The organism is Nonomuraea sp. NPDC052634, from assembly GCF_040678535.1.
GTDB lineage: Bacteria > Actinomycetota > Actinomycetes > Streptosporangiales > Streptosporangiaceae > Nonomuraea > Nonomuraea fastidiosa.
On sequence record NZ_JBFATY010000001.1, the window covers coordinates 2,167,926 to 2,189,849 of the forward strand.

Sequence of the window (21,924 nt, forward strand, 5' to 3'; positions counted from 1 at the left end):
GGCCCGGGTGGGCGGTCGCGAACGGGTCCGCTCCTTTGGGGATGGCGCACGGGTCCAAGGCGAGGTCGTCGCCGGCCGCACGAGGTCGCGCGGGCGGTCCAGCGTCGCGTAATCGGCGCGACCGATCGCCGCGCGGGTTGTCCTCCTCGGGGTCATCTGCTCTCCGCAGACGATCATTATGCTCCGGGATGGGGGCATGTGATCAGGTCTGTCTCCTACGTGTGACCTGCGAAAATCCTTGCTGAGACGTCAACTTGGAGTCAGGACAGATCGAACAGAGGTCAACGAGCCGGGTAGCGCCAGGAGCACGATCTCGGCACCCCGACGCAGTGCCGTTCTCATCGGAGCCGCGGCGCACCCGACGAACGGCCGGAGGCGGTGGTGCACAATCTCACGATCACGCTTGAAAAGCGGAAGGACTACATACTCACCGGAATCGTTCAGGAATGGGGAGAGCAGGCCCACCGAACCCGGGCGCCGTTTCGTACGGATGGGTCGCGTAGCCCATTCGACGGCCGGACCACACGGCTGAGACCCGATCTGCCTGTGGCTTCACGCCTGGCTTGACCGCTGTCCACCCCGGCCATCAAAACAATGAAAATGATGACATCGGGCATTATCAGAGCATTTTATTGATGCGTGTGAAAACTTGATGGCCGACGCGCCGCAACGCTATACAGTTGTCAAACCAAGCGGTGCCCCGCCATTCCCAGGGAGAACTCCATGGCCAGAGCACGTCAGAAAAGGCGTGCCGCGCCCACCCGCGCGAAGGAGGCCGAGGAGGGACGCTGGACGGCCGTGGGGAGGTGGTCGGCGGGGATACTCAGTGCCGTGATCATCGCGGCGATCGGCGCCGTCATCACCGCGTGGGTCAACGCGCGCGGTCCCGCCGCGGTCGATCGGCTCAGCGGCGGGCCGCCCATCAAGGTCGGCTACGTGGCCGTCGACCGCTCCCAGCACGAGATCGCCCTGGGCAGGCCGGTGACCGATCCCGGAGAACGGGCGGTCCTGCGGGCCAACGCGTCCGGCGCGCGGCACGACGCGGTCATGGCCCGGCACCAGGCGGCCCCCATCGAAGAGGCGGCGGTGACGGTCGTCCTCACCGGGAACCGCAGCAGCCTGCGCATCGTCGACATCGAGCCGCGCATCCTCGATCGCGGGCCCGTCGCGGACGGCGCGCTGCTGATCTACAGCTCCGCCGGCACGACCGACACCATCGAACTGTCCGCGGATCTCGACACGCCGGTTCCCCGCTTCGTGACCGCGGCGGACCGGAAGACCCCCTACTTCAGGAAGAAGCAGATCGACCTGAAACGGGACGAGCGGGTCACGCTCTCCCTGTCGGTCAAGGGCAAGGCGGCGTCCTACGCCTTCGATCTCCTGGTCACCGTGCTCGCCGAGGACCGGACCGAGCAGGTGAGCGTCGAAGGGCCGGACGGGGGCCCGTTCCGGGTGACCGGCCTCGCCGGCACGTACCGCTCCTACTACGCCGTCTCCCCGCTCGGCGGCTGGCGGCCCATCTCCAACGCGGAAGCATGTGCGATGGGCAGGCAGAGCCACAAGAGGGCGGCATGCTGAGCGGGCGTCGCGTGGCCGGAGTGCTGCTCGCGGTGGCGGTGCTGGCGTGCGCGGCGGCGGACGCGCCGTGGCGGCGGCTCGTCCCGATCGAGTGGCGTGCGGTGTGGTCGGTGTCCGCGAACGCCGACATCGACAAGACGTACGACACCCCGCGTTTCGCCGCGTCCGGCCGTGCCGTCGCAATGGCCACGCACGAGAACACCGTCCAGATCCGCGATCCCCGCACCGGTGAGCTCCGGCGCACCATCCCCGCCGACCCGTCCCCGTCCACGATCGTCACCGGCGTGTGGATCGCCGCGGGCACGCTGGTCGTGGCACGCCAGCGGCCGGATGCCACCGGACATGCCCTCACCGGTCATGACCTGGCCACGGGCCGGGTGCTGTGGCGGCGCGCGATCACTGTCTCCACCGAGCCGGCCGTGTGGGACGACGTCGGTGCGTACGACGGCCCGCGGATCCTGGTGACCGAGCGCGGCGTCGTGGTGTTCGAACGCTCGGCCGACCCGCTCGACATCCGGGCCCTCGACCTCAGCACCGGGGCGGACACGGCGCGGGCGACGTACGGGCAGGGCTGCCACCTGACGAGTGCCGGGACCGCCCGGTCGGTGACGCTGCTCAGCGGCTGCAAGGAGAACGGGCTCCGGCTCGCCTCGATCGATCCGCGCACGCTGCGTCATCGGTGGAGCCGGACGCTGTCGAAGCCGTCCGATCAGTCGTACGCCGGCCTCGCGATCGGCCTGACGACCGACGCCGAAGGTCACACACATGTCCTGACCGGCTCCAGCGGCTCCTTCCACGGACCTGACGGCCGCCCGCTGCCGCGTGCGCGGGAGGCCGGATTCATCACGAGCCCGGAGCGCTGGTCTCCACCGATCTACGCCGGAACTCTCTCGGCCGCGGCCGACCCCGGGGGAGCCCGACGGCAGGAGGGCTGGCCATTGCCCGCCTACTTGATCTCCGTCGACCCCGGGACGGGACGGCTCGGCGGGCTGCCGATCGATCAGCCCTTCACCCAGGCGTCCCTCGCCGGGGTGATCACGAACATGGCCTTCGTGCACGGCAAGTGGCCAGGTGGCAGCCGGATCACCGCGTACAGGCTGATCTACGGCCCGCCTCGCGAGCGCTCCTGGTTCGGCGGAGTCCCGGCGAGCGCCTGGCCGGATGCCTGCGGCCTGCTGACCGAGCGCGATCTGTCCCTGGTCGCGGACGGCTACCGCGCGGTCCCCTGGCCGGTCGGCCCACCGGGGAAAGCCGGGAAATGCGACTGGGTGCCGCCCGGGGACGGCGACCCCGTCGTCTCGCTCTCGGTGGAATGGGTGTCGCCGTCGGACGCCGGCGCGCGCCGGCTGTTCGCTCGCGACGAGCAAGCCATCGAAGCGACCGACCACGTCGATCCCACCACCGAGAGCCCGGGATTTCTCACCTACACCGTGGATGAGACGAACGGGTACTATGGCGGGACGCTCATGAACGTGGGCCCCGTCATCGTCCGGTTGACCTCTCCGTCACGGCAGGCGGTACGGCTCCTCTCCCCGTTGCTGCGGAACAAGCTGTTCGCCCGTTACCGCCCAGGCGCCGCCGTCCCCGTTCCCGCGCACGCGGACGGCTGGAGCCACCCGACGGACGCGATCGTCCACGCCGGGCCGGTGGTGACCGGCGGCGTGGCATACGCCACCAGCGGCGACGGCACGGTGACCGCGCTGGACGCCGCCTCGGGCGCGCGGCGGTGGCGTTTCCCGACGGGCGGCGTCATCCATAACGGCCATGTGGTCGTGGACGGCACCGTGTACGCCGCGAACGAGTCCGGCCGCCTGGTCGCGCTGGACACCGCCACCGGCCGCCCGAGGTGGAGCCGCAAGCTGCTCGTCGTCAGCGACCTCGCCAGTGCGGGAGGCCGCCTGTACGCCTGGACGAGGCGCTCCCACCTGGAGACGACGCCCGAGCTCGTGGCGCTGAGCCAGGCCACGGGCGAGAGGTTGTGGACGTTCCGGCCGAAGGGTCTCTTCCCTGTCAAGTCCTATCTCGTTCTCATGGGCGATGCCGTCCACGTCGGCGGCGGGAACGGCATGGTGGACACGCTGGAGGCCGCCTCGGGAGCCCGGAAGTGGCGCGCTCGAGCCGGCGGCGCCACGGACTTCATCCAGCTGACGCGGAGCGGCGCGGTGCTCTATGCCGCGAGCGCCAGGGGCGAGGTGCGCGCTCTGGACGCCGCCACCGGAGAAGTCCTCTGGCGCGCCGCCATCGGCGCCGCCATCGGCTTCCGGCCCGTGGTGACCGGCGGGCGGCTGTACCTCGGCGACAAGGAGGGCACGACGTACGTGCTGGACGCCGCCACCGGCAAGCCGCTGTGGAACCACCACACGACCGGCGGCGCATTCCAGTACAACTGGGCCATCGCAGTGGCCCGGGGGCGCGCGTACATCAGCGGACTGGACGGCAGGCTGCACGCGCTCGACGCCGCCACCGGCACATCGCGCTGGACCTTCCCCCTGGGCCGGGACCGGGGAACCGGCCCGGTGGTGGCGGACGGGACCGTGTACATCGGGGACGACGAGGGCACGCTGCACGCGCTCGACGCCGGTACCGGCGTCGAGCGGCGGAGCTTCCGCGCCGGTGGCCGCATCACCACCGAACCCGTCGTGACCGGCGGTTTCGTCTTCGTCGGCAGCTCGAACGGCAACGTGTACGGGTTTCCCGTCCCGACCCCCTGAGCGGGTGGCTTCACCCCCTCCGGCCCCGTGCGCGACGCGCCGCGGCTGCGCGCGGCCATCGAGGTGGTGGCGGTGACCGGCACCGGTGCCTGCCGGATCAGGACCGGAGGAAGGCGGTGAGGAGCGGGTTGACCTGGTCGGGAGCGTCTTCGTGGACGTTGTGGCCGGCGTCCGGGACGATCTTCACCGTGGCGCCGGGGATGCGCCTGCCGTACTCCTGGGCGTACGCGGCCGGGAGCCACTGGTCGTCCTCGCCCCAGATGACCATGGTCTTGGCGCGCAGGCCGGCGAGGCCGGCGTCCGTCGGCTGGTAGTCCTGGGTACGGACGAGGCGGACGAAAGCCTCCCGCCTGTCGGGGCGTGACATCCAGTGCCAGGTCTCGTCCACGACCTCGGCGGTGACGCGGTCCTGGCGGGCGAAAGCGGTGCGCAGGCTCTTCTCGAAGTCGGAGCGGCCCATGAGCTTGACCGCCAGCTCCCCCACGACCGGTACGGAGAACAGCGCCGTCTGCGAGGCGAGCGGCTTGTCCAGGCCCGGGGAGTCGAGCAGGACGAGCCGGTCGACGCGGGACGGGTTGCGCTCGGCGTAGTACAGCGACCAGGCGCCGCCCCAGGAGTGGCCGACCAGGGAGACCGTGGTCAGCCCCGCCGCGTCGAGGAACGCGCCGAGCGCCGCCGCCATGGCCGGGATGTCGTAGGCGAACTCGCCCTTCACCGTGGTGTAGCCCTGTCCCGGCAGATCGACGGCGTACACGGTGTGCTCGCGCGCGAGCGCCGGGATCGTGTCCCGGTACGAGTACAGCCACTGCGCGCCGCCCGCCACCAGCACCACCGGCGATCCGCTGCCCGTCTTGCTGTAGTGGAACCGCGCCCGCCGCGTGTCGAGGTAGCCGCCCTCGTACGCCGAGCGGTAGCCGTCCACGGACGACGGCTGCCAGACGTACGCGATGAACAGCGTCACGGCCACCAGCAGCGCGAGCGCGCCCGCCACCCGACGCGGCCAACGACGCCCGCGCCGCCTGCGGGGGCGCCCCGCCCGTGCCTGCTCAACATTGATCATGATCCCCCCTCAGTGGTTCGTCGCAGCAAGGACGGGCGAAGGCACGCCCGCGTGACATGGGCGGAGGTGATCTCGATCACACGTCGTGGGATCCGGTCACGATGCTTAAGCGGCCTCGCCGGACTTCAGTCCTCTTACTGATGCGGTGCGCCTCGGCCGGGCCGTACGTTCGTGGCCCGCTCAACGTACGAGGACACCCTGGGAGGAACGCCGTGCAGGCCATCACCTTGGAACCCGTGGGCAGCGTCGTCGGCGGCCGTGCCGAACCCTTCGACGACGGCTGGGACGCCGAAGTCGCGGTGATCCGCATCGACGGGACGCGTTTCGAGCCGGAGGCGCTCGCCGGTCTTGAGGACTTCTCGCATCTGGAGGTGGTGTACCGGTTCCACCTCGTGGACCCGGGCTCCATCACCACGTCGGCGCGCCACCCGCGCGGCAACACCGACTGGCCCAAGGTCGGCATCTTCGCCCAGCGGGGCAAGAACCGCCCGAACCTTCTGGGCGTCTCCCGCTGCCGCCTGCTCGCCGTGGATGGGCTCGACATCCACGTACGCGGTCTCGACGCCGTGGACGGCAGCCCGGTGCTGGACGTCAAGCCTTACATGGCCGAGTTCGGCCCGCAGGGCGAGACGGTGCAGCCGGAGTGGGCGACGGAGCTGATGCGCGCCTACTACTGAGCGGCTACTGAGATCCCGGCCCCGTCTCAGTATCGAAATCAAGTCGTCTTGATTCGAGGTTTTGAGTTTTCGAGACAGCGGTAGACCGTCGCCCTGGAGACGCCGAACCTCGTGGCGATCTCCTCGGCGGCGACGCCTTCGGCGTGCAGGGCGCGTACCTGGGCGATCTGCTCGTCGCCCAGGATGGCGGGGCGTCCGCCGCCTCGCCCCCGCGCCTCCAGCAGTGCCCGAGCGCCGTCCAGAATCATCCGCCGCGCGATGGCGGTGCGGCAGCGGTCCGCGATCGGCGCCTGCACGAGCAGCCTCATGTCCCTGACCAGCATGGTCAGCGTGTCGCGGTGGCGCAGGTGCACATCGACGTAGCCCTCGATGGCCCGCCACCGCACCTCCTCGGGGGTCCCGCACGACTCCGCCGTGGGGAGATCCCGCATGCGTTCATCGCCTGGCCTGCGCGATGGTGTGACGGGAACATGAACGTTACGGTGACGCCAGGGACAAAAGGGTGCGAGGAGTGGCATGTTGTACGGCCGGGCGGCGGAGCAGGCCGCCATCGACGAGTTGCTGCTCGGCACCCTTGAGAACCGTCCCGGCGTGCTGGTCGTGCGCGGCGAGGCGGGCATCGGCAAGTCCGCCCTGCTCGGCTACGCCGCGGAGAACTTCACCGGGCAGGTGCTGCGGGTGACCGGCGTCGAGTCGGAGGCCGAGCTTCCGTTCGCCGCGCTGCACCTGCTGCTCCGCCCGGCGCTCGATCGGGTGAGCGGGCTGCCGCAGCAGCAGGCCGAGGCGCTGCTGGGCGCGTTCAACCTGGGCGGCACCACCAGGGGCGACCGCTTCCTCGTCGGCCTGGCCACGCTCAGCCTGCTCGTGGAGCTGTCGGCGCAGGGGCCGCTGCTCTGCCTGATCGACGACGCTCAATGGCTGGACGGCGAGTCGGCCGACGCGCTGCTGTTCGCCGCGCGCCGCCTGCACGTTGAGCCGGTCGCCGTGCTCTTCGCCGCGAGGACCGGCGCCCGGCTCTCCTCCGGGGAGCTGCCCGAGCTTCACCTGGGGAGCCTGGACGCCGAGGCGTCCCGCCGGCTTCTCTCCGAGCACTCGGAGGCGCTCCCGCCGGCGTTACGCGACCAGGTGGTGGCCGAGGCGCAGGGCAACCCGCTCGCCCTCCTGGAGCTGCCGCGCATGCTGAGCCCGGAGGCGACGGGCCCGCTGCCGTTCTGCCTGGGCGGCGCGGCGCCGGTGACCGGCCGGGTGCTCGCCGGTTTCCGCGACCGCGTCGCCGCGCTGCCCGCGGGCACCCGTACGTTCCTGCTGGTCGCCGCGCTCGACGACCGGGGCGAGCTGGGCGTGCTCGCCCACGCGCTGAGCAAGCTCGGGGCCTCGCTCGCCGACGCCGCCCCGGCCGAGCGTGCGGGCCTGATCCGGGTCTCCCCCGACGGCGTCGCCTTCCACCATCCGCTGGTACGGGCCGCGGTGCTGATGGCCACCGACATCGCCGCCCGGATGGCGGCGCACCGGGCGCTGGCCGAGTCGGTCGACGACGACCGGCGGGCCTGGCATCTGGCCGCGGTCACGCTGCGCCCTGACGAGCAGGTGGCCATGGAGATGGAGCGGCTGGCGCTGCGCGCGCAGCGGCGCGGCGGGCAGGCCGCGGTGTCGGCGGCCTACGCGCGTGCCGCCGAGCTGTCGGCCGGCGCCGCCGAGGCGGCACGCCGCTACACGCTGGCGGCGTCGGCGGCGGTCGAGGCGGGGCTCGGGCAGCGCGCCGCCGAGCTGGTCGCGCGGGCGCTGCGGCGGACCGGACCCGGGATGCCGGAGGGTTCCGTCAGAGCCGAGCTGGACGTCGTACGCGCGCGGCTGGCGGTCGAGTCGGGCCGCCCGCTGGAGGCCGCGCGGCTGCTGGTGGAGGGCGCCCAGGCGGGCGTGGACCACCTCACCCGGCTGTCGCTGCTCGGCACGGCCAGCTACTACACCTGGACGAGCACCGCGCATGCGGACCAGCTCCACCTGGTGCGCCGCATCGAGGAGCTGACCCCGGACGGCGATGGGGTGACCGCGGTGGTGAAGGCGATGAACGCGAACTTCCGCACGGTCATAGAAGGCGGCTCCAAGGTGACCATCACGCGCGCGGCCAGGCTGGACGAGGTGCCGTTCGACCTGCGGCTGATCGTCTCCTTGCAGGCCGTGATGCCCGCCGACCGCGCGGGGATGCTCGACGCCGCGGTGGAGATGGTCAGGGAGTGCCGGGCGGAGGGGCGTCTCGGACGCATGCCGCAGGCGATGACCATACTGGCCATCGCCCAGTTGATGGACGGCGGGCACCCGGGCGCGCGGGACACGGCGGCGGAGGGGATGACGCTCGCCGCGGACGTGGGCCAGCCGGTGTGGCGCGGCTACCTGGCGGGTTTGCGCGCCTGGCTGGCCGCGGTCGCCGGAGCGGAGGAGGAGTACGCCGCGCTGGCCGCCGAGGCGATCCGGCTCTCCGAGGCCCGGCGGTGGTTTCCGAGCCGGTGCTGGGCCGAGTTCGCCGGAGTGCTGCTCGACCTGGGCAGGGGCCGCTACGAGGCGGCGCTGGAGGCGATGGACCGGGCGATGGCGGGCCCGTCGCGGCACGCATTCATCTGGCGGTACGCCTGGCCCGACTACGTCGAGGCGGCCGTCAGGGCGGGCACGCCCGAGCGGGGACGTACGGCGCTGCGCAGGCACGCGAAGTGGGCGCGGGCGACCGAGGAGCCGGGCCCCCTGGCCGTCCAGCACCGGGCCAGGGCGCTGATGGCCGATGAGCACCGCGCAGAGCAGGAGTATCAGCGCGCCCTTGAGCTGCACCTGCAGCACGAGCAGCCCTTCGACCAGGCGCGCACCCGGCTGGTGTACGGGGAGTGGCTGCGGCGGCACCAGCGGCGCGGCGAGGCCCGCACCCACCTGGAGGCGGCCATGCAGGCGTTCGACCGGCTGGGCGCCGCGCCGTGGTCCGCCCGCGCGGCCGGCGAGCTGCGCGCGGCCGGCGTGTCCATCGCCGGCGGTGGCGGCGACGACCTCATGTCCAGGCTCACCCCGCAGGAGCTGCAGGTGGTGCGGCTGGCGGTCACGGGGGCGTCCAACCGGGAGATCGCCGCCCAGCTCTTCCTGAGCCCGCGCACGGTGGCATCGCACCTGTACAAGGCGTTCCCGAAGCTGGGCGTGGCCTCGCGTGCCGAGCTGGCCAGGCTGGATCAGACCCGGCGGTAGATGATCGGTTGCGCGGCGATGCCGTTCGCTTTGAAGGTGGCGAGCACGAAGCTGCGGAACGACGGCCGGAAGATCAGGCCGGGCAGGAAGGTGCCGAGCGTCGGCCAGCTCGCGTGGTTGATGAGCCCGTAGCCGCCGGCTTCGCCCTCGACCGGCCGCATGAGCGCGGAGTCGGGCAGCGCGGTCTTGGCCTGGAACCAGCCCGCGGTGTACTCCCAGACCTTCAGCAGGATGTCGCGGTCGTCGGCGTAGAAGTAGTTGAACAGGAAGTAGTGGTCCTGGCCGTGGTCCACGTCGCCGAGCCGGGCCGCGTTCTCCGCGACGGTCTCGTACGTGCGGCGGGCCCTCGCGCGCAGCGTCCTGGCGAGCTCGCGGTACGCTGCGCTCTCGCGTGCGGCGTGGGCGGCCTCCACGGACGCGGTGCGGATCAGCACGACGATGTCGTAGCGCGCGGGCGGCACGCCCCTGGCGGCGAGCAGTTCGTCGCCTTCGCCCGGCGGGCGGAGCACGGCGCGGAACACGTTGGCCTCGCGGGCCTCGACGTCCGCGGCGAGCGCCTTGAGCCGCGCGGCGAGCCGGGTGGGAGCGGACGCGAAAGGGCCGCGCCAGGAGCCGGCCTCGCCGGCGAGCACGACGAAACCATCGCCGGTCGCGGGCAGAAGGCGGGCCTTGACGGCCAGATGGTCGTTGATCAGCTTCACGCCGCCGACGCTAGACCGCACGCGTGACCGGCCGCTTCCGTCATCGCGCTGAACCCGCCTCTATGGCCTGTCACCAGCGGGAACGCGGCTCCGATGGCCCTGAGCGCGGCGCCGTCCCCGGGCCTGTGCGGAGCGCGCCCGCCGCATGACCGGGTGACCTCCGTACGAACATCAGTCACGTGACGGAGGCGGACTCCGGGGCGTTCCTCCTAGTGTCCGGATCATGTCCACGAGAACCGAGTCCAAGAACGTGCTGGTCACCGGAGCCTCCACCGGCATCGGCCGGGCCACCGCCCTGCTGCTGGCCCGCGAGGGCTTCACGGTGTACGCGGGCGTGCGCAAGGAGGCCGACGGCCAGGCGCTCGGCCCTGCCGTCACCCCGATACCGCTCGACATCACCGACGCCGGGCAGATCGCCGGCGCCGCCCGGCGGCTCGGCCGCCTCGACGCGCTGGTCAACAACGCCGGCATCGGCGTCACCGGGCCTTTGGAGTTCGTCCCCCTGGACGCGCTGCGGTGGCAGTACGAGGTCAACGTCTTCGGCCAGATCGCCGTCACCCAGGCGATGCTGCCGATGCTGCGCGCCTCGCGCGGCCGGGTGGTCACGGTCGGCTCGGTCGGGAGCTGGATCACGCTGCCGTTCGGCGGGCCGCTCTGCTCGTCCAAGCACGCCATCCGCTCGCTCAACGACGCGCTGCGCATGGAGCTCAAGCCGTACGGGGTGGCGGCCGTGCTCATCGAGCCCGGCTCCATTCACACTGACGCGGTGGACAAGCTCGAAGACGAGGTCGAGCCCCGCCTGGCCTCGCTCGGCGAGGAGGGGCGGCGGCTGTACGGCCGGGCGTACCGGACCATGACCGCCGCCGGGCTCAAGGAGGAGCGCAGCGGATCGAGCCCGGACGTGGTGGCGCGCGCCATCCTGCACGCGCTCACCGCGCGCAAGCCGCGCGCCCGCTACCCGGTCGGCAAGAAGTCCCGGCTGATGAGCACGATGGGCCGCATCCTCCCCCAGTACACCCTCGACGCCGTCCGCATGCGCGCGCTCGGCCTGTCCTGAACCCTCCTGCTGAACGGAGTCCCATGATCCGCCTTTCCGGCGCGGAAGCCCTGACCGCGCTCGACCCCGTCTTCGCCCAGTACGCCGTGGGCGCCGGGCACAACCTGTGGGGCCTGCGCCACCTGACCATGCGGGAGAAGGCGTTCGTCTGCCTGACCGCCGACCTGTGCCACCCGCACCTCGGGCAGCCCCTGGCCATGCACCTGCGGATGGCGCTGGACAACGGCACCGACCCGGAGGCGATCCGCGAGCTCTACCGGCATCTCGCGCCCTATACCGGCTATCCGATCGTGGTCACCGCGCTGCAGCGCCTGACCGAGCTCGGCCTGCCGGAGGCGAAGGATGACAAGCCGGTCGAGCCGACGCCGCTGTCCGGGCCGCTCGCCCGTGCCGTGCACGCCCTGGAGGACGTGGACCCCGGCCTCGCCGCCTTCACCGAGGACCAGCTGGCCCAGCGCTGGGCGCGCCCGCACCTCAGCGTGCGGGAGCGTGCCCTCGCCTGCCTGGTGGTGGACGTGTTCCACCAGACGCTCGGCGAGTCGCTGCGGCTGCACGCCGAGCTGGCCAGGACGGCCGGCGCGACCGACGACACGCTGCGCGACCTGCTGCGCGGCGTGGCCGAGTTCGGCCTTCCGAGGGCCTGGGCGGCCGCCCGCGCGCTGCGCCTGGAGCCGCCTCAGCCGTCGTCGAGCGCGGTGTAGTCGATCTTGCCGTTGGGCAGGCGCGGCAGCGCGTCCAGCCGCTGGAACGTCGCCGGGACGGCCACGATCGGCAGCCGGTCGAGCAGGTGGGCGCGCAGGGCCCGGCGGTCGATGCGGTCCTGCTCGGTGACCAGGTAGCCCTTGAGCCGGGGCGCGCCCGCCGCGGCCCGCGTCACCCCGACGGCGGCGTCCAGCACGCCGGGGAACGTCGCCATCGCGTGCTCGATCTCCGCGCGCTCCACCCGCGCGCCGCTCAGCTTGAGCTGGTGGTCGGCGCGGCCGTGGAACAGCAGCTCGCCGTCGGAGCGCAGCGAGACCAGGTCTCCGGTGCGGTAGGCGTCGCCGATCCCCTCGGCCAGGCCGGGGCCGGAGATCACCAGCTCGCCGACGCCGTCCTCGCCCGGCTCTGCGACCTCCACCCGCGCTCCGGGGATCGGGCGGCCGATCGGCACCCGGGCCGCCCGCGCGTCCTGCGGGACGCAGCGGTGCACGGTGCTCCAGACGGTGCACTCGGTGGGGCCGTACTCGTTGTAGAGAAGCGCGTCGGGCAGCATCGCGTAGTGCGCGCCGACCAGCGCGGGCGGGCAGGTCTCGCCCGCGACGATCACCGTGTCGAGGGACGCGAACGCCTCCGCGAGGCCGTTGCGGAGCGCGAGCCCGTACAGCGACGGCACCATGAGCAGGTGGGACGGCCGGTGCTCGGCGGCGAAGCGCGCGAGCGCGGCCAGGTCGGACGGGCGCTGGCTGGGGATGACCAGCGTGCCGCCGGAGGCCAGCGTCCAGTAGATCCCGGCGACCGAGCTGTCGAACGAGATGGACGAGCAGAGCAGGAACCCGGTGACCGGCGTCGGATAGTAGGCGAGCCTCGCGGAGGTGGACCAGGCCAGGGCCGCACGCGAGACGGTGACGGGCTTGGGCGTGCCGGTCGTGCCGCTGGTGAAGCAGGTGTAGGCGAGCCGCGCTCCGGTGGCGGGCGGCGGTTCGTCGACCGGGTCCGTACGCGACATGTCGAAGCGGCGCTCAGGCCCGATCAAAGAGACGATCATGTCCGGCTCGATGAGCGCGAGCCGCGCCCCGGACGCCTGCGCGACGTCCTGCTGCCGCCGGATGGGGAAGGCGGCGTCGATGGCCACGTAACGGCCGCCGGCCCGCAGGACGGCGAGCATGCCGAGCACCGCCCACCGGGACAGGTGGGCGTGGATCACCACGGGCTCGTCGGGCCGCAGGCCCGCGTTCAGCAGCACTCGTGCCAGGGCGGCGCTGCGGCGGCCCAGCTCCCGGTAGGACAGTTCTCCCTCGCGGTCGGCGATCGCGACGGCATCGCCGGTCAGGTGGGGTTCGATCAGCTCAAGCATCGGCCAGCCGCTCCAGCGCGCTCAGAAAGGCGCCGATCTTCTCCGCCACCCAGTCACCGCCGAACATCTCGGCCTCGTAGGTGACGATGCCGGTCACCTCCTCGTCCACCCGCATCGACCACAGCAGGTGCAGGGGCATCACGGGGGCGGGCTGCCGCTCCTCCGGCACGGGCGTCAGCAGCAGCGCCGGGTCGCCGGCGGCAGGGGCGAACGGCGACTTCGGGATGAGCTGGAACACCGGGAACGTGCGCTCCACGATCTCCGACGGGTCGAAGATCGAAGCGGTGAGGTCCGGCGCCTCGGGCAGCACCCGCAGCAGCGGCACGTCGTGCCGGTAGGCCGCCCGGCATTCGGCGTCGGCGCGGCGGCTCAGCTCGTCCAGGTCGCCGGGGTCGCCGGCGGTGAGGCGCAGCCACAGCAGGTTGAGCATGAACCCGGCCGTGTACCACTCCGACGGCTTGCGCCCCGCCGTGATGATCGGCACGACGGCCTCGCGCCGCCCGGCCCAGACCGCCGCGGCGAACGCGGTGAGCAGCAGCGGGAACGGCGTCGTCCTGCGCCGCCGCGCCACCTCGCCGAGCCGCCGCCACAGCGCGGCGGGCACGGTGAAGCGGCGCGTGTGCTGCTCGCCCCGCCTGCCGGGCGTCGGCACCGGCAGCGCGAGGTCCGCCACGCCGGTCAGCCGGTCCTTCCAGTACGGCAGCGCGTCGGTGATGGTCCGCTCCCAGGCGGGCGAGTGGTCGTCGGCGGCGACCTCGGCGTACGACAGGACGCCGGAGTCCAGCGGCGGGCCGCCCCTGAGGCGGGCCGTGTAGGCGTCGGACAGATCGCGCGCCAGCAGCGTCAGCGACCAGGCGTCGGAGACGACGTGGTGGGTGACGATCACCAGCAGGCTCGTGCCGTCCGCGCATCGGCCCATGTGCACCCAGAGCAGCGGCGGCTCGTCCGGCGGGTACGGCACGGCGTACGGGTGCACGTCGTCGGTGCCGCGCCGGTCGCCCAGGACCGCCTCCCAGGCCAGGCGGTAGTCGCGGCGGGCGAAGACCACCTCGGAGGCGGCCTCGTGGCTCGGCGGCACCTGGAGGCGGTCGTCGAGCATCGGGTACAGCAGGGACAGCGAGCGCCGCCGGACGGCGTCCCGAGCGCACGTTCTTCCGCCACTTCGCCGACAAGCGCGAGGTCTTCTTCGACGGCGAGGCCGAGCTGCGCGACCTGCTCACCGGCGCGGTCGCGGCGGTGCCCCACGGCACCAAGCCGCTGCCCACCCTGCGCGCCGCCTTCCACCAGGCCGTGCCGCTGATCGAGCGCAACCTCCCGATCACCGGGCGGCGGCACCCGGTCATCGCCGCCACCCCGGCCCTGCAGGAGTGCGCGCTGGCCAAGAACGCGGCCCTGGCCGCCGCGCTCAGCGACGCGCTGCGCGCCCGCGGCGTCGCCGAGCCGATCGCCGCTCTGTGCGCCCAGGTGGGCCTCGACACCTACTCCATCGCGATCCGCCGCTGGCGCGCCGACCGCGCCGCCGACCTGCACACCCACCTCGACCGCGCCTTCACCGACCTCAGGCTCGCCGCCAATGCCCTCAAGTGACACCGCCCGCGTGCAGGTGACGCCGGCCCCGGGCTGCCCGATCGCCGTGGCGCGACACCGGCCTCACTCCGATCGCCGTGGCGCGACACCGGCTTCGGGCTGCCCGATCGTGGCGTGACGCCGGCTCGGGACGCGGCCGTCAGCGTGCGGCGGCCGGGACCAGCTCCTCCTGGGTGCGGACGGCGGCCACGCACACGATGCTGATCACCACGGCGATCATCCCGTAGAGCGTGACCGACGCCGACGAGCCGGTCGCGTCGAACAGCGCGGTCGAGATGAAGGGCGCGACGCCGCCGCCGATGATGCCGGAGAACTGGAAGCTGAACGACGTGCCCGTGTAGCGCGTGGCCGGCGGGAAGACCGACGAGATGAGCCCCGCGTACGGCGCCCAGATCGCCATCCCCGCGAGGCTGAAGCCGAGCACCATGGCCACCGAGGCCAGCGCCGTGCTGCCGGTGTCGAGCAGCGGGAAGAACAGCAGCTCGGCGACTCCGAGACCGGCCAGGCCGCACAGCAGCATTCTCTTGCCGCCCACCCGGTCGGCCAGCGCGCCGAACGCCGGGGTGGTGACGAGGGCGAGCGCCGCGGCCACCATCGTGGCGGTCAGCACGGCGCCGCCGGGCATGAGGCCGCGGGCGGTGACGTACGTGATCGAGAAGACGGTGAAGATGTAGAAGCCGATGTCGACCGCGAGCCGGCACCCGACCGACAGGATGAAGTTGCCCGGGTTCGTGCGCAGCACCGCGACCAGCGGCGCCTTCTCGGGCTCGGCCTTCTTCACGTTCTCCAGGAACTCGGGCGTCTCGGTGATCCGCAGCCGCAGCCAGAGCCCCACGAGCAGGATCGACGCCCCGAACAGGAACGGCACCCGCCACCCCCAGGCCAGGAACGCCGCGTCGTCGGCCACCGTCGTCATCAGCGCGAACGAGGCCCCGGCCAGCAGCAGTCCCAGGGGGTCGCCCGCCTGCGGGATGCTGCCGAGCAGCCCCTTCCGCCTGCCGCCGGGAAGCTGCTCGACCGCGAGCAGCACCGAGCCGCCCCACTCGCCGCCGAGCGCGAGCCCCTGCAGGATCCGGCAGACCGTCAGCAGGACGGGCGCCCAGACGCCGATCTGGGCGTGCGTGGGCAGCAGCCCGATGGCGCAGGTGGCCACCCCCATCGTGACGATGGTGGCCAGCAGGACGCCGCGGCGGCCCACCCGGTCGCCGAAGTGCCCGGCGATGACGGCGCCAACCGGCCGGGCGACGAACCCGGCCGCGAACGCGGCGAACGAGCTCAGCGCTCCGGCGACCGGCGAGCTGTCGGGGAAGAACAGCTTGGGGAAGACCAGCGCGGCGGCCTGCCCGAAGATCATGTAGTCGTACCATTCAAGCGTGCTGCCCGCCAGGCTCGCGCCGAGCGCGCGGAGCCTGAGCCGGTCCTGGGTCTGCCTCACGTGCGATCCTCCAGTGCCCTGTCGAGTGCGGCGAGAGTGGGCGGCAGCACCGGCGGGTCCCGCAGGAGCTCCGCCGTGGCCGCCACGTCCTTCAGCCCGGTGGAGGTGCCCACCGCCACCACGGTCCGCTCGCGCAGCGCCCCGCCGCCGGCGAGCGTGCGCGCCGCCACCAGAGGCACCACCCCGGTGACCTCCAGATACAGCCCCTCCATGGCCGCCACCTGCTGCTGCATGGCCAGCAGCGCGCGGTCGTCGCCCGCGACGACCGCCCGGCCGCCGCTGCGGCGCAGGGCGTCCAGTCCCTGGTACGTCCCGACCGGGCTGGCGATCGAGAAGGCCCTGGTGTCCCGGGCGGGCACGGGACCCGCGACCTCATCGCCCGCCGCGAGCGCCCGAGTGTAGGGGCCGAACACCTCGCCTGCAATGAGCCTGGGCACGCGTTCGGCCAGGCCGAGGGCCACGAGGTCGGCGAATCCCCGGTAGATGCCGGCCAGCCCGTCCGCGTACGAGGCGGGGACGACGACGTCGTCGGGCACCCGGCCGAGATCGCGCACGATCTCGAACGCGATCGTCTTGTAGCCGTCCACGCCGAAGGGGTTCGAGCCCAGCGGCGGATCGGCGAAGTTGGACATCGGCGCCCAGCCGTGCGCCCGGACCGCCTCCCTCATCACCGCCCAGCGGCTCGGGCCGTCCTCGTAGGCGAAGACGGCCGCGCCGTAGACCTGCATGAGCGTGCGCATCGCCACGGGGGCCGACCGCATCGTGAGCACCACGCAGCGCAGCCCCGCGGCGGCGGCGTACGCGGCAACGGCGGCCCCGTGGTTGCCGGAGGTGGAGACGATCACGGTGTCCGCCCCATCGGCCGCCGCCTTGCTGACCGCGACGGAGGCCAGCCGGTCCTTCCACGACCACGTCGGATTGCGGGACTCGTCCTTGAGATACAGCTCGCCGATGCCCAGCTCACTGCCCAGTCTGCGCAGCGGCAGCAGGGGCGTGCCGCCCTCGCCGAGCGACACCAGCGGCCGCTCCGGCGCCAGCGGCAGCGCGTCCCGCCACCGCCAGGAGGCGCCGTCCCGGGTGATCGCGTAGTCGGGGCGCAGCGCGACCGGCACGCCTTGCTCGGCGCAGGCCGGGCAGCCGCCGAAGGCCGCGGCCTCGCCATAGCGGGCCGCGCAGCGCAGGCACACCAGCTCGCCGAGGTAGGTGATGCTCACGGGATCACCCGCAGCCCGCGATCGGTCCGGGTGAACAGCTCGAACCCGTGCTCGGTGACCACGCCGGCGTCCTCGGCCATCATCCCGCCCCAGCCGAGCTCGTAGTACGGCGTCTCCAGGCTGAACACCATGCCGGGCCGCAGCACGGTCTCGTCCGCCGGCTCGATCACCGGGGTCTCGTAGACCGACAGCCCGATCGCGTGGCCGACGTGGCGGCGCCGGTACGGGCGCGGGCCGCCGTGCACCTCGACCGCGCGTACGGCGGCGGCGAAGACGTCGCAGGCGCGCACCCCCGGCTTGGCCATGACGAACTCGGCCTCCTGGCCCGCCGCCAGCGCCTCGTAGAAGCGGCGCCGCCGCTCGTCCGGCGGGCCCACGACGGCGGTGCGGGCCACGTCCGACCAGTAGCCCTGGTACCTGCAGCCCACGTCGAAGCGCACCAGATCGCCCGGCCGGCACGCGCGATCGGCCGGATAGGCGTCGGACAGCGCCGACCGCTCCCCCGACGTCACCACCACGAACCCCGGCTCGCCGCCTCCGGCCGCCATCGCCCCCGCGATCACAGCGGCCAGCTCGCGCTCGGTCACGCCCGCCGCCGCCTGGTCCAGCGCGGCCGCGATCGCGTCCTCGGCCAGTCGCGCGGCCTTGCGCAGCAGCTCCTGCTCGCCGGGGAGCTTGACGGCGCGTACCGTCCTGATCCACTCGTCGGCGGCCGGCGCCCCGTCGAGCGCGGCGGGCGGCCGGGTGAGGCCGCCCCATTCCACGGCCGGTTTCCGCACCGGCTTCAGAGCCGACTTCTGCGCCGGCTTCTGGGCCGGCTTCTGGGCCGGCGTCTTCGGCAGCACCGCGCCGAGGGCGGACGGCAGATCGGGATAGTCGCCGCTCGTCACCGACCCGTCGGCGTGCGCGAAGTAGAACTCCCCGTACGTCACCAGGTCGCCGGTCCCGCCCAGCGCCTCCTCCGCCGCCGCGGCCTCGCCGGCCGGGACGACCAGCACCGTACGCGCGGCCGTCACGACCGCGGCGACCGCGGGGCCTCGGTGCAGCGTCGCGGTGAGACTGCGGTGGCCGGTGGCGTAGTGCACCGATTCCGGCGTGCTCAGCACCACGGTCTCCAGCCCGGAGGCGGCCATCTCGGCCAGCACCCGCTCCCTGCGCAGGGCGGGCAGCCCGGGCGATCGGCTGGTCTCCATCGGCACCGTACGGCTCCTTCCGGGCGCGATTCAGCGGTTCACACAGGATGCTCCAGAGCCAGGCCAGGTCATATGGGCAAAGAACCAGGCGCGGTTATGCTGCGTTTGTGTCAATCACACAAATCAAGCGCCTGCTTGCCGAGTCCGCCGAGGAGATCAACAAGGAGACGTTCGAGAGCGTCTGGGGCATCCCCGGCTACGACACCGCCCACATGCCCAAGGAGGACCTCGCCGCCCGCATCCCCATCTCCATCCAGGCACTGCTCGCCTCCCTGGAGAACGGCGCCCGGCTGACCGGCGCGGCGCGGCAGGCGGCCAAGGAGATCGGCACCAGCCGGGCGCTGTCGGGCGTGCCGCTGGAGGCGATGCTGCAGTCCTGGAACACCTCGGAGCGGATCTGCGTCCAGCACGTGCTCCGGCACGCCGGCGCGTTCCCCGTCGCCGACATCCGGCAGGTCATCACCGAGCTGAACGTCGTCTTCAGCGAGGTGGCGCGCCTGTCGGCCACCGAGTACCGGCGCACCCAGAACGAGGTCACCGCCTACTACGACCGGCTGAGCACCGACCTCGTCGCCCGGCTGGTGGGCGAGCAGCAGGCGACCCCCGACGAGATCCGGCAGCAGGCCCAGGCCATCGGCAGCGACCCCGCACAGCCGCACGCCGCGATCGTGGTCGTGGTCGCCGCCTGCGACGCCGGGCTCAGCCTGCGCATCGAACGGCACCTGCTCGCCCTCCTGGCCGGCCACACCACGGGACGCATCCTCCTCGGCCGTATCGACCAGCACCTCGTCCTGCTCTGCCCCATGCCCGGCGACGGGCCGGGCGACCGCCCGGACGACGGCCACGAGATCCTGCACCGGCTGCTGCGGCGCAGCGTCACCGACCCGCACAGGCCCGGCTCGTTCCTGCTGGCCACCAGCCGCGACAGCGCCCCGCTCGACGACATCACAGACGTCTGCGGCAAGGCCAGGGAGGCGGCGCAGATCGCCGCCCGCCGCGGCTGGACCGACCGCGTCGTCACGTTCGAGGACGTCTGCCTCGACGTCATGCTGGCCCGCAACCCCGACGCGACCGCCGTGCTCTCGGCGCGGCTCGCACCCCTGCTCGACCGCCCCGAACTCCTCGCCACCCTGCGCGAATACCTCCGCCACGGCATGTCCGCCCGCGCCACCGCCCGGGCGCTCTACGTGCACCCGAACACGGTCCCCTACCGGCTGCGCACCATCGAGCACCTGCTCGGCCGCGACCTCACCGACGTCACCTCACTCACCGACCTCCTCCTCGCACTCCACCACCTCGACTCGACCCCACCGAGACAGTGACGCCGCGCGCGACGGGGTCGCGCCGGCTCACACCTGTGCCTCCTGCGCGGTCATCACGGATGCGAACCAGTCGAGGACGGCGACGATCACGTCGAACACCGCGACGCTCGCCAGGACGACCCGCTGCCCGAGTGCCTGGCCCAGCTCGACCGCTACCTCGACCGGCTCACCCTCCCCACCGGCAAACTCGTCATCTTCGACCGCCGCCCCGAGGCACCGCCGTGGCCGGAGCTAGGCGCGTTCGAAGAGGCGGTCACGCCGTCCGGCCGACCGGTCACCGTGCTGCGCGTGTGACCTCGTGGGGCGGGTTACGAGGCTGCCGGGGCGGGGGTGCGGGTGAAGGTGATGCGGCCCATGTCCATCGCCTCGTTCTCCGCGGACGCCGTCACCAGGTGGCGGACCGCCTGATAAACGCAGAGCAGCGCGTACACCTCCTGCCGCACCATGTCAGGAGACTTCGAGCGCAGCAGCACGCCAGGCCCGTCGTGCAGCCGGGCCTCCAGCTCGCCAATGGCGCTCGCCAGCTCGCAGCGTTCAGCGAGACGTGCGGGGAATTCCTCCAGCGGATAGGCCTCGCGATCGAGAAGTGTTGTGACCAGGCGGACATGCTCGTCGGCCGGCGTGTCCTTCCGGGTGACGTGGTAGTCGATGACCCGGACCGGGATGCCCTGGCCGGTCGTCGGCGCCGCTCCCTCGCCGCGCGCGGCCGCCCGCGCCGCTTCCCCGCCGTACACGGTCGTCGGCGCCGCTTCCCCGTCGTGCGAGGTGTCGGTGATCCGCGACAGATGGCTGCCGTCGGGCAGCGGCTCCAGGACCGGCAGGTCCTCGTCGTCGTCCGCGCGGAAGATCGCATGCGCCCCGGCGCGGACCACCGCGTCGAGGTTGGCGTACGACAGGAAGCCCCGATCGGCCACCACCACGTCGCCGGGACGCAGCAGCGGCCACAGCCGCCGGGCCATGGCCTGTTCGCCCTCGCCGGCCGGCCCGACGTGTACGCCCGCCAGCGCCCGGCTGCCGGTCTCGGTCAAGGCCACCATCCCGACCTGGGGCAGCCCGCCCTCCCGTTCGCTGCCGAACGCCGCGCCGTTCGCCCGGCTGGCCGGAACCTTCATGGCGAGGCCGGAGATCGTGAGCTTGCGCAGATTCCGCCAGTACGCCCGCGGCGCGGGCTCCCGGCCGTTCTGGGCCATGGCCATGCTCAGCAGCTCAGCCAGTGGCCGCCACCCCAACCGCGCCCGCGCCTTGCTGATCGCCGCGGCCGAGGGCCGCATGCGGGCGTCCTGCCGCGGCTGGGAGGCGGGCGACAAGGACAAGCCGGCGAGCAGCGTGTTCCAGACCTCGCCGTAGCCCAGGTCGAAGCAGAGCGTCATGGCCATCGTGTAGTACGCCACCAGCTGCGCGGGCAGGGCCCGCCGCCGTAACTCGCGGGCCTCGCAGGCGTCGATCGCGGCGTCCACCAGGTCCGGCGGGTACGCCGCCACGAGCACGCCGATCGCCACCCGATCCGGCAGCCCCGGCTCCTTACCCGTCCTGACCCGCCGTCTGACTCTACGCACTAGTTGATCTTAACAACGTCGTGATCATGAAGTGCGGCGCACGCGGAAGGCTTCCGTGACACCTGGCTCAGCCGCGCGGCGGGCGTACCCGAGCGTCGCGAGAACGCGTCGTCAGGACGGCACGTCGAGGGTGGCGACCCACCCGATGCAGCTGAAGTCGCGGCCGAGGTCGGACGGCCGGTCCACGCCGTGCGTGGAGTGCACCGGTACGAGCACTCCTCCGGCCGGGTGGGGATCTCTCTCGTTCAGCGCGTACTCGTAGCGGACGTATATCTGGGAGATGCCGGTGACCTGGCCTTCGACGGTGATGTAGTCGGGTGTGGGCTCGTCGTGATGCTCCTCGACCCATTCGATCGTGGCGGCGGTCTCCTCTCCGAGAGCTTGCGTCAGCCACTTACGGTCGGCCGGGGCGAGGGTCCAGGAGACCTCAGACCCCACGCTGAAGGGGTCGCCGCAGCACGCCATCTGCCACTCGACCACCCACACGTTCACCTTCACACCGGCAATGTAGGCAGATCGTCCGCCCCGCAACAACGGGATTTAAGCCGCACTACC

General features: G+C 72.6%; 18 protein-coding genes. 8 read left to right on the top strand and 10 right to left on the bottom strand.

What is annotated here, in order from left to right; all coding sequences use genetic code 11:
- Nucleotides 1-723 precede the first annotated feature (723 nt).
- Together AB0K67_RS09780 and AB0K67_RS09785 are read left to right on the top strand one after the other, a co-directional pair.
- Complete coding sequence (locus AB0K67_RS09780) at nt 724-1,578, top strand: hypothetical protein (RefSeq protein ID WP_364055718.1); 855 nt, start codon at nt 724-726, stop codon at nt 1,576-1,578.
- Nucleotides 1,572-4,289 carry a PQQ-binding-like beta-propeller repeat protein gene (locus tag AB0K67_RS09785; RefSeq protein WP_364055721.1) on the top strand — a complete coding sequence of 906 codons (2,718 nt, stop codon included), beginning with the start codon at nt 1,572-1,574 and terminating at the stop codon, nt 4,287-4,289. Before AB0K67_RS09780 ends, AB0K67_RS09785 begins: the two co-directional genes overlap by 7 nt.
- Nucleotides 4,290-4,386: 97 nt before the next feature.
- On the opposite strand, the gene AB0K67_RS09790 is transcribed toward AB0K67_RS09785, so the two are convergent.
- A complete protein-coding gene (locus tag AB0K67_RS09790; protein WP_364055724.1) occupies nt 4,387-5,349 on the bottom strand; it encodes an alpha/beta fold hydrolase in 963 nt (320 codons plus the stop codon).
- A gap of 212 nt (nt 5,350-5,561) precedes the next feature.
- On the opposite strand from AB0K67_RS09790, the gene AB0K67_RS09795 reads away from it, so the two are divergent.
- Nucleotides 5,562-6,026, top strand: coding sequence for an SAM-dependent methyltransferase (locus AB0K67_RS09795; protein WP_364055727.1), 465 nt, complete (start codon nt 5,562-5,564; stop codon nt 6,024-6,026).
- Between the two features lie 38 nt (nt 6,027-6,064).
- Here AB0K67_RS09795 and AB0K67_RS09800 read toward each other — a convergent pair whose 3' ends face one another.
- The gene (locus AB0K67_RS09800) at nt 6,065-6,457 is read right to left on the bottom strand and encodes a helix-turn-helix domain-containing protein (RefSeq protein ID WP_364055730.1); all 393 of its coding nucleotides are present in this window, start codon (nt 6,455-6,457) and stop codon (nt 6,065-6,067) included.
- Between the two features lie 85 nt (nt 6,458-6,542).
- On the opposite strand from AB0K67_RS09800, the gene AB0K67_RS09805 reads away from it, so the two are divergent.
- Nucleotides 6,543-9,248 carry an AAA family ATPase gene (locus AB0K67_RS09805; RefSeq protein WP_364055733.1) on the top strand — a complete coding sequence of 902 codons (2,706 nt, stop codon included), beginning with the start codon at nt 6,543-6,545 and terminating at the stop codon, nt 9,246-9,248.
- Here AB0K67_RS09805 and AB0K67_RS09810 read toward each other — a convergent pair.
- Entirely contained in the window at nt 9,233-9,949 is a 717-nt protein-coding gene (locus tag AB0K67_RS09810) for a hypothetical protein (protein ID WP_364055736.1), read from the bottom strand. The genes AB0K67_RS09805 and AB0K67_RS09810 overlap by 16 nt on opposite strands.
- A 223-nt stretch (nt 9,950-10,172) precedes the next feature.
- On the opposite strand from AB0K67_RS09810, the gene AB0K67_RS09815 reads away from it, so the two are divergent.
- Nucleotides 10,173-11,006, top strand: a complete 834-nt coding sequence (locus tag AB0K67_RS09815; RefSeq protein ID WP_364055739.1) for an SDR family oxidoreductase — start codon at nt 10,173-10,175, stop codon at nt 11,004-11,006.
- 23 nt (nt 11,007-11,029) lie between these two features.
- Nucleotides 11,030-11,707 carry a carboxymuconolactone decarboxylase family protein gene (locus AB0K67_RS09820; RefSeq protein ID WP_364055742.1) on the top strand — a complete coding sequence of 226 codons (678 nt, stop codon included), beginning with the start codon at nt 11,030-11,032 and terminating at the stop codon, nt 11,705-11,707.
- Here AB0K67_RS09820 and AB0K67_RS09825 read toward each other — a convergent pair.
- Nucleotides 11,683-13,062, bottom strand: a complete 1,380-nt coding sequence (locus tag AB0K67_RS09825; protein WP_364055745.1) for an amino acid adenylation domain-containing protein — start codon at nt 13,060-13,062, stop codon at nt 11,683-11,685. The genes AB0K67_RS09820 and AB0K67_RS09825 overlap by 25 nt on opposite strands.
- Nucleotides 13,055-14,161 (bottom strand): condensation domain-containing protein, encoded by a 1,107-nt coding sequence (locus AB0K67_RS09830; RefSeq protein ID WP_364055748.1) that lies wholly within the window; start codon nt 14,159-14,161, stop codon nt 13,055-13,057. The genes AB0K67_RS09825 and AB0K67_RS09830 overlap by 8 nt, the downstream gene beginning before the upstream one ends.
- Nucleotides 14,162-14,298: 137 nt before the next feature.
- On the opposite strand from AB0K67_RS09830, the gene AB0K67_RS09835 reads away from it, so the two are divergent.
- On the top strand, nt 14,299-14,649 hold the full coding sequence (locus tag AB0K67_RS09835) for a hypothetical protein (RefSeq protein WP_364055751.1): 351 nt from the start codon (nt 14,299-14,301) through the stop codon (nt 14,647-14,649).
- A gap of 139 nt (nt 14,650-14,788) precedes the next feature.
- Here AB0K67_RS09835 and AB0K67_RS09840 read toward each other — a convergent pair whose 3' ends face one another.
- Genes AB0K67_RS09840 through AB0K67_RS09850 form a run of 3 tightly spaced genes read right to left on the bottom strand, consistent with a single transcriptional unit; the run spans nt 14,789 to nt 18,491 of the window.
- Nucleotides 14,789-16,084 (bottom strand): MFS transporter, encoded by a 1,296-nt coding sequence (locus AB0K67_RS09840; protein WP_364055754.1) that lies wholly within the window; start codon nt 16,082-16,084, stop codon nt 14,789-14,791.
- Entirely contained in the window at nt 16,081-17,298 is a 1,218-nt protein-coding gene (locus AB0K67_RS09845; RefSeq protein ID WP_364055757.1) for a pyridoxal-phosphate dependent enzyme, read from the bottom strand. The genes AB0K67_RS09840 and AB0K67_RS09845 overlap by 4 nt, the downstream gene beginning before the upstream one ends.
- Entirely contained in the window at nt 17,295-18,491 is a 1,197-nt protein-coding gene (locus AB0K67_RS09850; RefSeq protein WP_364055760.1) for a Xaa-Pro peptidase family protein, read from the bottom strand. The genes AB0K67_RS09845 and AB0K67_RS09850 overlap by 4 nt, the downstream gene beginning before the upstream one ends.
- 107 nt (nt 18,492-18,598) lie before the next feature.
- On the opposite strand from AB0K67_RS09850, the gene AB0K67_RS09855 reads away from it, so the two are divergent.
- Complete coding sequence (locus AB0K67_RS09855; RefSeq protein ID WP_364055763.1) at nt 18,599-19,813, top strand: helix-turn-helix domain-containing protein; 1,215 nt, start codon at nt 18,599-18,601, stop codon at nt 19,811-19,813.
- A 308-nt stretch (nt 19,814-20,121) separates the two neighbouring features.
- On the opposite strand, the gene AB0K67_RS09860 is transcribed toward AB0K67_RS09855, so the two are convergent.
- Both AB0K67_RS09860 and AB0K67_RS09865 read right to left on the bottom strand, forming a co-directional pair.
- Nucleotides 20,122-21,369 carry an IS4 family transposase gene (locus tag AB0K67_RS09860; protein WP_364055766.1) on the bottom strand — a complete coding sequence of 416 codons (1,248 nt, stop codon included), beginning with the start codon at nt 21,367-21,369 and terminating at the stop codon, nt 20,122-20,124.
- 111 nt (nt 21,370-21,480) lie between these two features.
- Entirely contained in the window at nt 21,481-21,867 is a 387-nt protein-coding gene (locus tag AB0K67_RS09865) for a DUF6578 domain-containing protein (RefSeq protein WP_364055769.1), read from the bottom strand.
- Between the last annotated feature and the right edge of the window lie 57 nt (nt 21,868-21,924).

Excerpts from the sequence above, each read along its gene's own strand:
- AB0K67_RS09790 (WP_364055724.1), bottom strand. The coding sequence starts at position 5,349 with ATGATCAATGTTGAGCAGGCACGGGCGGGGCGCCCCCGCAGGCGGCGC.
- AB0K67_RS09815 (WP_364055739.1), top strand. The coding sequence starts at position 10,173 with ATGTCCACGAGAACCGAGTCCAAGAACGTGCTGGTCACCGGAGCCTCC.
- AB0K67_RS09805 (WP_364055733.1), top strand. The coding sequence starts at position 6,543 with ATGTTGTACGGCCGGGCGGCGGAGCAGGCCGCCATCGACGAGTTGCTG.
- AB0K67_RS09785 (WP_364055721.1), top strand. The coding sequence starts at position 1,572 with ATGCTGAGCGGGCGTCGCGTGGCCGGAGTGCTGCTCGCGGTGGCGGTG.
- AB0K67_RS09800 (WP_364055730.1), bottom strand. The coding sequence starts at position 6,457 with ATGCGGGATCTCCCCACGGCGGAGTCGTGCGGGACCCCCGAGGAGGTG.
- AB0K67_RS09780 (WP_364055718.1), top strand. The coding sequence starts at position 724 with ATGGCCAGAGCACGTCAGAAAAGGCGTGCCGCGCCCACCCGCGCGAAG.
- AB0K67_RS09850 (WP_364055760.1), bottom strand. The coding sequence starts at position 18,491 with ATGGAGACCAGCCGATCGCCCGGGCTGCCCGCCCTGCGCAGGGAGCGG.
- AB0K67_RS09825 (WP_364055745.1), bottom strand. The coding sequence starts at position 13,062 with ATGCTTGAGCTGATCGAACCCCACCTGACCGGCGATGCCGTCGCGATC.
- AB0K67_RS09820 (WP_364055742.1), top strand. The coding sequence starts at position 11,030 with ATGATCCGCCTTTCCGGCGCGGAAGCCCTGACCGCGCTCGACCCCGTC.
- AB0K67_RS09830 (WP_364055748.1), bottom strand. The coding sequence starts at position 14,161 with ATGCTCGACGACCGCCTCCAGGTGCCGCCGAGCCACGAGGCCGCCTCC.